Origin of the sequence: Sphaerisporangium dianthi (assembly GCF_042654065.1) — a bacterium.
Classification (GTDB): domain Bacteria; phylum Actinomycetota; class Actinomycetes; order Streptosporangiales; family Streptosporangiaceae; genus Sphaerisporangium; species Sphaerisporangium dianthi.
Genome location: NZ_JBHSFP010000011.1, coordinates 41,358 through 53,269, shown reverse-complemented (window position 1 = coordinate 53,269; position 11,912 = coordinate 41,358). Strand labels below are relative to the sequence as shown.

11 protein-coding genes are annotated in these 11,912 nt (G+C 72.7%); 5 read left to right on the top strand and 6 right to left on the bottom strand.

Annotation, left to right across the window (positions count from 1 at the left end; genetic code table 11):
* Positions 1–31: 31 nt before the first annotated feature.
* Entirely contained in the window at positions 32–1,246 is a 1,215-nt protein-coding gene (locus ACFO60_RS17980; protein ID WP_380841534.1) for an ROK family transcriptional regulator, read from the bottom strand.
* 67 nt (positions 1,247–1,313) lie between these two features.
* On the opposite strand from ACFO60_RS17980, the gene ACFO60_RS17975 reads away from it, so the two are divergent.
* Positions 1,314–1,583, top strand: a complete 270-nt coding sequence (locus ACFO60_RS17975) for a SemiSWEET family sugar transporter (RefSeq protein WP_380841533.1) — start codon at positions 1,314–1,316, stop codon at positions 1,581–1,583.
* The gene (locus tag ACFO60_RS17970; protein WP_380841532.1) at positions 1,580–2,215 is read left to right on the top strand and encodes an HAD family hydrolase; all 636 of its coding nucleotides are present in this window, start codon (positions 1,580–1,582) and stop codon (positions 2,213–2,215) included. The genes ACFO60_RS17975 and ACFO60_RS17970 overlap by 4 nt, the downstream gene beginning before the upstream one ends.
* A gap of 40 nt (positions 2,216–2,255) precedes the next feature.
* Here the strand turns inward: ACFO60_RS17970 and ACFO60_RS17965 are convergent, their stop codons facing one another.
* On the bottom strand, positions 2,256–3,020 hold the full coding sequence (locus tag ACFO60_RS17965) for a short-chain dehydrogenase/reductase (protein WP_380841531.1): 765 nt from the start codon (positions 3,018–3,020) through the stop codon (positions 2,256–2,258).
* Between the two features lie 216 nt (positions 3,021–3,236).
* Between ACFO60_RS17965 and ACFO60_RS17960 the strand changes: the two genes are divergently transcribed.
* From ACFO60_RS17960 to ACFO60_RS17950, 3 genes are all read left to right on the top strand, one after another.
* A complete protein-coding gene (locus tag ACFO60_RS17960; RefSeq protein ID WP_380841529.1) occupies positions 3,237–3,857 on the top strand; it encodes a TetR/AcrR family transcriptional regulator in 621 nt (206 codons plus the stop codon).
* Between the two features lie 276 nt (positions 3,858–4,133).
* A complete protein-coding gene (locus tag ACFO60_RS17955) occupies positions 4,134–4,580 on the top strand; it encodes an ester cyclase (RefSeq protein WP_380841528.1) in 447 nt (148 codons plus the stop codon).
* A gap of 225 nt (positions 4,581–4,805) precedes the next feature.
* Positions 4,806–5,993 carry an RtcB family protein gene (locus tag ACFO60_RS17950; RefSeq protein ID WP_380841526.1) on the top strand — a complete coding sequence of 396 codons (1,188 nt, stop codon included), beginning with the start codon at positions 4,806–4,808 and terminating at the stop codon, positions 5,991–5,993.
* Positions 5,994–6,062: 69 nt separating this feature from the next.
* Here the strand turns inward: ACFO60_RS17950 and ACFO60_RS17945 are convergent, their stop codons facing one another.
* From ACFO60_RS17945 to araB, 4 genes are all read right to left on the bottom strand, one after another.
* A complete protein-coding gene (locus ACFO60_RS17945) occupies positions 6,063–7,112 on the bottom strand; it encodes a LacI family DNA-binding transcriptional regulator (RefSeq protein WP_380841721.1) in 1,050 nt (349 codons plus the stop codon).
* A 289-nt stretch (positions 7,113–7,401) separates the two neighbouring features.
* Positions 7,402–8,883: an L-arabinose isomerase gene (gene araA, locus ACFO60_RS17940; RefSeq protein WP_380841525.1), complete on the bottom strand. Its 1,482-nt coding sequence runs from the start codon at positions 8,881–8,883 to the stop codon at positions 7,402–7,404.
* Complete coding sequence (locus ACFO60_RS17935; RefSeq protein ID WP_380841524.1) at positions 8,880–9,542, bottom strand: L-ribulose-5-phosphate 4-epimerase; 663 nt, start codon at positions 9,540–9,542, stop codon at positions 8,880–8,882. Before ACFO60_RS17935 ends, araA begins: the two co-directional genes overlap by 4 nt.
* Positions 9,539–11,164 carry a ribulokinase gene (gene araB / locus ACFO60_RS17930; protein WP_380841523.1) on the bottom strand — a complete coding sequence of 542 codons (1,626 nt, stop codon included), beginning with the start codon at positions 11,162–11,164 and terminating at the stop codon, positions 9,539–9,541. The genes ACFO60_RS17935 and araB overlap by 4 nt, the downstream gene beginning before the upstream one ends.
* Positions 11,165–11,912: the final 748 nt, after the last annotated feature.

The following is an 11,912-nucleotide window of genomic DNA, read 5'->3' as shown; positions in this document are numbered from 1 at the left end:
CCAGGTCAGAGCCGGTGGGCCCGCCTCTCCGTCATGCGGGACCCGCCGTGGCGGGGCGTGTCGCTCGTCGCCATTCCTGCAGACCGGCCTCGCAGAGCACGGCGTCGAAGGCCAGCTCGGCCGCGCCGCGCAGGCTGCCGTCCTCGTGGAACCGGGCACGGAGCAGCGGGGGAGGGGCGGGGCGGCGGAAGGCCATCAGGCCGCTCTCGTAGGCGGCGCGGACCGAGGGCCCGGCGACGTCCATGATCGCCACCGCCAGCCCGGAGAGCGTCACGACGTGTGGGTCCAGCGCGTTGACCAGGCCCGCGACCCCTCGGCCGAGGTTGCGGGCGACCTGGTCGGCCGCGGAGCGGGCGGCGGCGTCGCCGTCGCGGGCCCGCCGCAGGACGGCTTCGGCGGCGCTGCGCGGGGCGGCCGGCGGCGGGTCGCCCATGAGCCGGGCGAGGGCCCGCCCGTCCACCTCGACGTCCCAGCATCCGCGCGCCCCGCACGGGCATTCGAGGGCGGGATCCCCGAACGGCATGTGCCCGAACTCGCCGCCTGCGCCGGTGGCGCCCGTGGTCGCGCGTCCGTGTTCGAGCAGCACCCCTCCGATGCCCACCTCGACGGTCAGGGAGAGCGTCACGCCGGCGCCGGCCGCGGCCCCCCGGCGCGCCTCGGCGACGCCGGCCATGGTGGCGTCGTTGCCGACCACGACGGGCGGCGGCGCGGTGAGCGCCAGGCGCCGGGCCATGTCGACGTCGCGCCAGCCGAGAGTGGCGGCCGCCACCAGCCGCCCGTCGCTGATCGTGCCCGGCACGGAGATCCCGATCGCCCGCAGCCTTCCGCCGTACTGCTCGCGGACCTCGCCGAGTGCCGTGGCGACCTGGGCCAGGACCTGATCGGGGGACGGCGGCCGGCCGTGGGGTTCACGGCGCAGGAGGCGCAGCCCGCCGCCGAGATGGGCGACCGCCAGGCGCCAGGACTCGTGCGAGATGTCCACCACCGCCACCACCGGCCCGAGCTCGTGGCGGTGCACCACGCGCGTCGGGCGACCGCGGGCGCCGGTCGGCTCGGCGTCGCCCTCCTCCACCAGGCGCAGCGCGTGCAGGCGTGCGACGATCTCGGTCGCCGAGCTGCGGCTGAGGCCGAGGTCGCGGGCGAGCTGGGCGCGGGTCGTCTCGGGATGGGCGTGGACGTGCCGCAGCACCGCGAGCATCCCCTGCACCTGTATGGCACGCGCCCGCCCCACTTCGCCGACCTCCATAGACGCATTGTGCCGGACTCCCCGCCCCGCTTATGCTCGTATCACGAACAAAATCGAGGGAGAAGCGATGACAACCGCTCTCGGGCTGGTCGCCGGAGTCTTGACCACGGCATCCTGGCTGCCGCAGCTTCGCCGCTCATGGCGAACCCGATCGACGGACGACCTCGCCTGGTCGTACCTGGTCATGCTGAGCGCCGGCGTAGGGCTGTGGCTGACCTACGGCGTCGCCGTCGCCGATGTGGCGGTCGTGGCCGCCAACGCCGTCACCCTGGCGGCCCTCGGGGCGCTCATCGCGCTCAAGGGCGTGGGCCGCGGCCGCGAGGAGGCGGCGCGATGAGCATCCTGGCCGGTGTCCGCGCCGTCCTGCTCGACATGGACGGCACCTTGGTCGACTCCGACGGCGCCGTGGACCGCGCCTGGCGCGCGTGGGCGGCCGCCAGTGGCGTCCCGGCGGAGGCGCTGACGGCGGACCTGCGCGGATATCCGGGTCCGAGCACGATCCGCCGTCTGCTCCCTCACCTGCCGGAAGCGGAACTGGCGCGCTCGGCCGAGGCGCTGCTCGACCTGGAGTGCACCGACGTCGACGGCGTGGTGGCCGCGCCGGGCGCGGGCGAGCTCCTCGCCGTCCTCGCCGCACGCCGGCTCCCGTGGGCCGTCGTCACCGGGGCCGGCAGGCGGCTGGCCCGGGCACGGCTGGCCGCCGCGGGCATCGTGCCCCCGCTGCTGGTGAGCCTGGACGACGTCGCCGTCAGCAAGCCCGACCCCGAGTGCTACCTCAAGGCGGCGGCCGAGATCGGCGTCGTCCCCGGCGAATGCCTGGTCGTCGAGGACTCCGCGCCCGGCGTCGCGGCGGCCAGGGCGGCGGGCATTCCCGTGGCCGCCCTCCGCGGCCTGGGCGGCGACGTCCCGATCGCCGATCTCGGCGAGCTCGCCATCCGCCTTCGCGCCGTGGACGGCCCCGGCGCGTAGCGCGGGCCGAGGAGCGGGGGCGGCCCGGCGGCGGCGCCGGTCAGCCCCTGGCGGCGGACATGCCGCCGTCGACGGTGAAGACGGCCCCGCTGGTGTAGGCGGACCGGTCGGAGGCGAGGAAGGCGATGAGATCGGCGACCTCGCGCGGTGACGCGGCACGGCCGAGCGGGAGCGCGGCCAGCGGGTCGGCGCGCGCGCCTTCCTCGCCCGCCCCGGGGCCCGCGTGGGCGAGGAGGCGTTCGGTCGCCACCGGTCCGGGGTTGACGCCGACGACGCGGACGCCGTCGGCCAGGCTGGCGCCGCCGAGGGCCCGGGTGAAGGCCATCAGGGCGGCGTTGCCGGCGCTCCCGGCGATGTAGGCGGGGTCCACCCGCTCGCCGGCGACGCCGATGTTGTTGACGATCACCCCGTGCCCGCGGGCCTTCATCCGCGCGTAGACGAGCCGGGTCAGATCGACGTAGCCGAGGACCTTGAGCTCCCAGCCGTGCCGCCAGGCCGCCGCGCCGACCGCGTCGAGCGGGCCGCCGGGGATGTCGCCGGCGTTGTTGACCAGGACGTCGATGTCGGGAACGGCGGAGGCGAGGCGGGCGAGGTCGGCCGGTCGCCGCAGGTCCACCGGGTGCGCGTGCGCGCCGACGCCGTAGGCGGCCCGCAGGTGGCGCGCGAGGTCGTCGAGCGCGGGAGCGCCGCGGGCGGCCAGGTGCACCTCGCAGCCCTCTTCGGCGAGCACCTCGGCGGTCGCGGCGCCGATGCCCTTCGAAGCGCCGGTGATGAGCGCGCTCTTGCCGCGCAGGTTCAGATCCATGGTGTCCTCTGCGTGTCTGCGGTCGATCTCCGGGGGATCGGCGTGATGCGGACGGAGCATGCCGGACGGGACCTGGGCCGGACGCCGGTCATCGGCCGTCGTCCGCTGATCCCCCCGGATGCGTGCGACGCCCCTGCTCCGCGTTTGACGGAACGATGAGTTCCGGCAAAAGCATTGCCGGAACTCATCGTTCCGTCAAACGGATAGCATGGGATCATGTCCGCCGACCCCACCCCCGCCCGGCCCCATACGGGGCGCCGGCGCAATCCCGCGGTGCGCCGGGCCGTGCTGCGCTGCGCCGCCGATCTGCTCGCCGGCCCGGACGGCGCGGCCGTCTCGATCGACGCCATCGCCCGGGCCGCCGGGGTCAGCAAGCACACCATCTACCGGTGGTGGCCCTCCAAGGGCGCGGTGCTGCTGGAGGCGGTGGTCGAGCACGCCCAGCAGGAGGTGGCCCTCCCCGACACCGGCGCCCTGGCGGCCGACCTGGAAGCCTTCCTCGCAGGCACCTTCCAGGCCGTCGAGCGCGCCGGCCCCCTGCTGCGCGGCCTCATGGCCGAGGCGCAGCGCGACACCGAGGCCGCCCAGGGAATGCGCGACTTCGTCACCGCGCGCCGGGGCGGGCTCCGCGCTCTGCTGACCCGCGGCCGGGACCGCGGCGAGCTGCCCGCCGGGACGGACCTGGAGCTGATGATGGACCAGATCTACGGGCTGATGTGGTACCGGCTCCTGCTCGCCCGCTCGCCCCTGACCGCCGAGGTGGCGGCCCGGCTCGCCCACGCGATCGCCGGCCCCGTGACCCCTCCGCCGCCCCCGGACCCGCCGGCGCGGACGTGATCCCCGCGCCCTTTCGGACGCGAGGCCGGCCGGCCCGCCGCGTTCTTTGCCCGGGTTGACGCTGTCGCGGGGCGGCATGGACACCGTCGCGTGTTCCGTGGCGGACATGGGAAGCCGGCGAAGTCGGCGGCTGACCCTGCGCTGGCTAGCGTGAAAGGGATCCCGCCGAAGCCCCGACGCGACTCGGCGCGGCCGAACACCATGATCGTCAAGCCGATCGTGCCCAGGGCCCGGTGCGGGCCCACCACCTCATCCCATCAGCGAAGGCCCATGGTCATGTCCACTTCTCGGGAGATCGTACGCCGGCTCATCGAAGCGATCAACGCTCACGACCTGCCCCGGGTGCTCGAGTGCTACAACCCGGACGCCGTCCTTGTCACGCCGGCGGGCATCGCCGAGGGATGGGACGAGATCGCCTCGTTCTACGAGCAGTTCTTCGCGGGCTTCGCCGACTTCCGCCAGACGGCGTGGCTGGAGGAGGACCGCGACGACCACGACCCCGCGATCACGGAATGGACGCTCACCGGCACCCACACCGGGCCGTTCCTGCTGCCTGACGGGCACGTCCTGGAAGGGACCGGCCGTCGCGTCGCCGTCCGCGCCTCGTGCGCGGCCCATATCGAGAACGGCAGGATCATGACCCACCGCGAGTACCTCGACCAGCTGGAACTGTACAGCCAGCTCGGCTTCACGCTGACCGAGCGCGACACCTCCTCGGTGTAGACCGCCCGCCACACGTCCCGGCAGAGCGATCATCGGCCGCCGCAGGCGCCCCATGTCCGCAGGGTCCGCCCGAGCCGTCGAAGCAGGTCCGGGCGGGCCCCGGCGGACTCGTGTCTCGATGATGACGCCGCCGTCGGCGTGATCGTAAATCGGTTGCGGGCGGCGTGCGGGTCTGGCGTCATTGGAGGTGTCGGTGCGGATCTCGGCGGAAGGAGGCGACACGCGATGGTGTACAAGAAGGTGCCGGGCGGGCGTGCGCCGATCCGGATGTGGGCCGAGCCCGACGAGGTCGAGTCGCAGGCGATGCGGCAGCTGCGCAACGTGGCCGATCTGCCGTGGACGCATGGTGTCGCCGTGATGCCGGACGTGCATTACGGCATGGGGGCCACCGTGGGCTCGGTGATCGCGATGCGCGACGCTGTGTCGCCCGCGGCGGTCGGGGTGGACATCGGGTGCGGGATGAGCGCGGTGCGGACCTCGTTGAAGGCCGAGGATCTGCCGGACAACCTGCCGTATCTGCGGTCGCGGCTGGAGCAGGCGATCCCGGTGGGGTTCCACGCGCACAAGCGTCCGGTCGACCCGGCCAGGCTGCACGGGTTCCCGACGGCCGACTGGGGAGGCTTCTGGCAGGGGTTCGAGGAGCTGGCGCCGGCGGTGCGGCCGAAGAGGCAGCGGGCCGAGGCGCAGATGGGCACGCTGGGCGGCGGGAACCACTTCCTCGAGGTGTGCTCCGACGACGAAGGCGTGGTGTGGGTGGTGCTGCACTCCGGGTCGCGCAACATCGGCAAGGAGCTGGCCGAGCATCACATCGAGCAGGCGCGCAAGCTGCCGCACAACCAGGATCTGCCCGACCGCGACCTGGCGGTGTTCGTGGCCGGGACGGTGAAGATGGACGCCTACCGGCGTGATCTGTTCTGGGCGCAGGACTACGCCCGCCGCAACCGGGCGGTCATGATGGCGCTGGTCTGCGGCGTGCTGCGCAAGCACTTCGCCGGCATCACCTTCGACCCGACCATCTCCTGCCACCACAACTACGCGGCGGAGGAGACCTACGACGGGATGGAGCTGCTGGTCACGCGCAAGGGCGCCATCCGGGCCGGCGCGGGAGAGCTCGGCATCATCCCCGGGTCGATGGCGACGGGCACCTACATCGTCAAGGGCCTGGGCAACGCCAAGGCGTTCAACTCGGCCTCGCACGGCGCCGGACGCAAGATGAGCAGGAACAAGGCCAAGCGGACGTTCACGCTCGACGACCTTTCGGCGCAGACCAGCGGGGTCGAGTGCCGCAAGGACGCCGGGGTGCTCGACGAGATCCCGGGCGCCTACAAGGACATCGAGTCGGTCATGGCCGCCCAGACCGACCTGGTCGAGGTCGTCGCCCACCTGCGTCAGATCATCTGCGTCAAGGGCTGAACACGCCCCCGGAGCGGCCCGCCGGGGAGCCGCTCCGATGGCGCGGCTCCCCGGCGGTTCCCCTCGGGATCAGGATCGCCTGGGCGGGCCGGAGCTGCGGCGGACGACCAGGTGCGGCTGGACGATGATGCGCGCGGGCGAAGCCGGCGTCCCGGCGGCAGGGCCGGGGAAGGCGCCGTCGGAGGGCCGCGGCGCCGGATGGACGTCCTCCTCGGACAGGGCGTCGAGCAGCAGCTCGATCGCCTTGCGGCCGACCTCGGAGAAGTCCTGGGACACGGTGGTGAGGGGCGGGGTGAAGAACTCCGACTCGGGCACGTCGTCGAAGCCGACGACGCTGACGTCGTCGGGGACGCGGACGCGCGCCTCGTCCAGTGCCCGCATGACCCCGAGGGCCATCTGGTCGTTGCCCACGAAGACGGCCGTCAGGTCGGGCACCCCGGCGAGCAGCTGCCCGCAGCGGTAACCCGAGCGGGGGCTCCAGTCGCCCGACAGCGGCTCGGGGATGGGGGCCCCGGCGGCCAGCAGGGTTTCGCGCCAGCCTTGGGTGCGGCCCTGGGACTCCAGCCAGTCCGGCGGCCCAGAGACGTGCCAGACCGTGCGGTGGCCGAGCCGCAGCAGGTGCTCGGTGACGAGCGCGCCGCCTTTGCGCTGGTCGACGTTCACCACGGGCAGGCCGACGCCGGCGTCCCCCTCCACCGTCACCACGGGGACGGGCTGCGGCATCTCGGCCAGCGCCACCGCGATCGCGCTCTGCGGGACGATGACCACGAGCCCGTCCACCTGCTGGCGGGCGAGGTGGTCGAGCGCCTCGGCGAGGTCGTCGCGGGTGAGCTCGCGCAGGCTGACGATGCTCACGAAGTAGCCGGCCTCGCGGGCGGCCCGCTCAAGACCGTAGAGCGTGCTGGCCGGGCCGTACAGCGTCGTGTCGAAGGCGACCACGCCGAGGGTGTTGGTCTGCCGGGTCACCAGTGCGCGGGCGGTCGAATTGCGGCGGTAGCCGAGGCCTTCGATGGCGGCGAGCACTCTTTCGCGCGTTTCCTGGCGCACGTTAGGGTGATCGTTGAGAACCCGGGATACGGTCTGGTGGGACACACCGGCGAGCCGTGCCACATCCGCCATGACAGGGGAGCGATGCATGTTGCGAGCCATGACTGCGGCCACGCCTCCTTCCTCGCGGACACTCCGGCCCACGCTGGGGTGGGTCAATTGTTAACGTTAACAACGCCTTTGTAAAGGGCGTTTTCCAATTGACGCACTCGCTTTTCCCGCCGGTGCGCCGGCCGGTCACCGCGAAGGGGCGGGAAACGGTGAGCCGCCGGGCCGCGGGAGGTGACGGCGGCGCCGCCCCGCCCTCTCCGCGAGGGAGGACGGAGCGCCGCCGCCGGTCGCGCGGCCGGGCGGGAGCGGGTCAGAAACCCTGCGCCAGGCGGTAGTACGCCTGGTTCCAGCGCAGTTCCTTGGCGAACTGGCGCGGAGTGGTGTCGGCGTCGATGACCAGCAGTTCCACCCCGAGCATGTCGGCGAAGTCGGTCAGCTCCTCGGTGCCCACCGCCGCCGACAGCACCGTGTGGTGAGGGGCGCCGGCCGTCAGCCACGACTCCGCCGAGGTGCGCATGTCGGGGCGCGGCTTCCAGACGGCCCGCGCCACCGGCAGCCGGGGGAGCGGCTCGGCGGGCGCGATGACGTCGATCTCGTTGGCCACCAGCCGGAACCGCTCGCCCATGTCGGCCAGGCCCACCACGACCGCGGGCCCGGGCTGGGCGTCGAACACCAGCCGCACCGGGTCCTCGCGTCCGCCGATGCTCAGCGGGTGGATCTCGCACGAGGGCGTGCCGGAGGCGATGGTCGGGCAGACCTCCAGCATGTGGGCGCCGAGGATGGCCTCCTCGCCCGGCGTCAGGTGGTAGGTGTAGTCCTCCATGAACGACGTGCCGCCCGTGAGGCCCTCCGACATGACCTTCAGCGTGCGCAGCAGCACCGAGGTCTTCCAGTCGCCCTCGCCGCCGAACCCGTAGCCGTCGGCCATCAGCCGCTGCACGGCCAGGCCGGGGAGCTGCCGCAGGCCGCCGAGGTCCTCGAAGTTGGTGGTGAACGCCTTGAAGCCGCCGTCCTGCAGGAAACCGCGCAGGCCGAGCTCGATGCGCGCCGCGTAGCGCAGCGACTCGTGCCGCTCGCCGCCCGACCGCAGCTCGGGAGCTACGTGGTAGCCGTCCTCGTACTCCTTGACCAGCGCCGTCACGTCGGAGTCCGCGGCCGCGCCCACCGCCTCGACCAGGTCGTTGACGCCGTAGGTGTTCACCGAGACGCCGAACCGCAGCTGCGCCTCGACCTTGTCGCCCTCGGTGACCGCGACGTCGCGCATGTTGTCGCCGAACCTCGCCAGCTTGAGCGAGCCGACCTCGGCGCGTCCCGCCGCGGCCCGCGCCCAGGCGGCGATGCGCGCCACGACCGCAGGGTCGCTGACGTGCCCGGCCACGGTCTTGCGCGGCACGCCCAGCCGGGACTGGATGTAGCCGAACTCGCGGTCGCCGTGCGCGGCCTGGTTGAGGTTCATGAAGTCCATGTCGATGGAACTCCACGGCAGCTCGACGTTGGCCTGCGTGTGCAGGTGCAGCAGCGGCTTGCGCAGGGCGTCCAGCCCGGCGATCCACATCTTGGCGGGGGAGAAGGTGTGCATCCAGGCGATGACGCCGCCGCACTCGTCGTCGGCGCTCGCCTCCAGGCAGACCTTGCGGATGGCGGCGGCGTCGGTGAGCACCGGCAGCCAGACCACCTCGAAGGGCAGCGCGCGGCCGAGGGCGCCGGCGATCTCCTGGGACTGCCCGGCCACCTGCGCCAGCGTCTCATCGCCGTACAGGCCCTGGCTGCCGGTCAGGAACCACAGTTTCACAGGGGACTCCTCTGCCCATAAACGTTCTGGTAGCGGTCGTACAAGCGGTCGATGTCGGCCTGGGGGATCGGCAGCGGCTCGCCGAGCTGACGCGCGACGTGAACGGTGCGGGCGACGTCCTCGCACATCACCGCGGCCTTCACCGCCGCCTTCGCCGAGTCGCCGATGCTGAACACGCCGTGGTTCTGCATGAGCACCGCGGGGGAGCGGTGCCCCGACAGCGTGGCGACGATGCCCTTGCCGATGTCGTCGCCGCCGATGAGGGCGAACGGCCCCACGGGGATCTCGCCGCCGAACTCGTCGGCCATCGCGGTGAGCACGCACGGGATCGGCTCGCCGCGCGCCGCCCAGGCGGAGGCGTAGGTGGAGTGGGTGTGCACCACGCCGTTCACCTCGGGCATGCTGCGGTAGGTGTAGGCGTGCGCGGCGGTGTCGCTGGAGGGGGCGTAGTCGCCCTCGACCAGGTTGCCGTCCAGGTCGCACACGACCATCGACTCGGGGGTCAGCTCGTCGTAGGACACGCCGCTCGGCTTGATGACGAACAGCTCGCCGCCGGGGGCCCGTCCCGAGACGTTGCCCGCGGTCCAGGCGACGAGGTTGTAGCGCACCAGTTCGGCGTGCAGGCGGCTGACCGTCTCGCGCAGCTCTGGCAGCATCATGCCCCGGCCTCGTTCCTGATCGCGCGGAGCCGGTGCAACAGCTCCCCGTCGGCGAAGTGGTCGTGCAGCAGGCGGTACTCGGCGTAGAGCCGATCGTAGGCGTCGGCGCGAGCGGCGTCAGGCTCGTACGCGGCCTGTGTACGCTTGCCCATCGCCGCGGCGGCCCCGGTGATGTCGTCGTAGGCGCCCGCGGCGACGGCCGCGTGGATGGCCGATCCGAGCGCGGGCCCCTGCTCAGAGCCGATGACCGAGAGCGGGCGGCGCAGAACGTCGGCGTAGACCTGCATCAGGAAGGGGTTCTTCAGCAGGCCGCCCGCGACGACGAACTCCTCCACGGGAACGCCCGACTTCTCGAAAGTTTCCACGATGACCCGGGCTCCGAAGGCGGTCGCCTCGATGAGCGCCCGGTAAACGTCCTCGGGCCGGGTGGCGAGCGTCTGCCCGGCGATCACCGCCGACAGGTTGTGGTCCACCAGCACCGAACGGTTGCCGTTGTGCCAGTCGAGCGCGACCAGGCCGTGCGCGCCGACCTCCTGCGCGGCGGCCAGGGAGGTCAGGTGCTCGTGGACGCTCACCCCGAGCTCGGCGGCCCGCTCGCTGTAGGCGGCGGGGACCGAGGTCTCGATGAACCAGGCGAAGATGTCCCCGACGGCCGACTGCCCGGCCTCATACCCCCACAGGCCGGGCACGATGCCGTCGCGGACGACGCCGCACATGCCGGGCACCTCGGCCAGCTGGTCGGAGGGCATGACGTGACAGGTGGAGGTGCCCATGATGGCGACCATCTGCCCGGGACGGACGGCGTCGGCGGCGGCCGCGGTGACGTGGGCGTCGACGTTGCCCACCGCGACGGCGATGCCCTCGGGCAGCTTGGTGAGCTCCGCCGCGCCGGCCGTCAGCCGGCCGGCCAGGCCGCCGAGGGGGGAGGGCTCGCCGCCGAGCTTGGCGGTGAAGCCGGCGAAGCGCGGGTTCAGGGCCGCGAGGAAGTCGGCGGAGGGGTAACCGCCGTCCTGGTAGACGCCCTTGTAGCCGGCGGTGCAGGTGTTGCGGGTCTCGACCCCGGTGAGCTGCCAGATGATCCAGTCGGCGGCCTCGATCCAGCGCTCGGCCAGATCGTAGACCTCCGGGTCCTCTTCCAGGACCTGCAGGCCCTTGGCGAACTGCCACTCGGAGGAGATCTTGCCGCCGTAGCGCGGCAGCCAGGGCTCGCCGCGCTCGGCGGCCAGGGCGTTGATCCGGTCGGCGTGCGACTGGGCGGCGTGGTGCTTCCACAGCTTCGGCCACGCGTGCGGCCGGTCGGGGAGCAGCTCGCTCAGCGGCGTGCCGTCGGCGGTGGCCGGGAGGACGGTGCAGGCCGTGAAGTCGGTGCCGATGCCGATGACGCGCGAGGCGGGCACCCCGGCGACGGCGAGGGCCTTCGGGACCGCGACGCGCAGCACGTCCAGCCAGTCCCTGGGGGACTGCAGCGCCCAGTCGGGGCCGAGACGGACGCCACTGCCGGGCAGTGCCTCCTCGATGACCCGATCGGCGTACTCGTGGACCGCCGAGCCGAGTTCGGCGCCGTCGTCCACCCGCACCACGACGGCGCGGCCCGACAGCGTGCCGAAGTCAACGCCGACCACATAGCGACTGTTGTTATCGCTCACATTCACTCTCAGGTTGATGTCGTAGGTCGTGCTTGCCGAGCCGTACCCAAAGGCTGCGGAACGGGCACGCCGATTCCTCCATGGGCGGGAGAGCCGGCACGCCTGCCACGCCTGGGCTCGACTGTGAACGCTAACAACGGGATCCGTCAAGACGATTTAGGTCACGGTCCGGTTACGCCGAAACAGGTGGTTAACATCATGTTGACGTCCTGGCTGCCAGGGCGTTTACTGATGCGCGCTTCGCCCGCCCTGGCCCCTCCGGGGGTGGCCGGCCCCGGTTCACGCCTCGGACGGCCGTGACGGGCGCTCGCGCGCCGGGCCGGCACGCCGGGCGCGCGGTCATCCGCGACTCGATGGCGCCGCCCCTGCCAGGGGTGACGTGAACTCACGCGGGCACATCCGCCTGCAGGGCCGCGCGGGGAGCGGGCTTCGTCCGGCGCCCGCCCCGCCCTTCGCTCGCAGGGGAACCGCGGGGGGAAACCGCGCTGGTCAACAAGGGTTTCGCTCTTGTTACAGCGACGTTATCGATACCTATTGACAGCCCAATTGTTAGCGATAACACTAACCGCTCAGGCGCGTGCCGCCAGCCCGCCTGATCATGATCCGGGAGGTCACCGCACATGCCAGCCGGCCATACCATGGCCCCGGTCCACCACCGAGGCTCTCTGCCCGCGCCCGCGCGGGCAGAGAGGTAACGCCGGCGTGTGCGCGCTCCGGGTCGTCC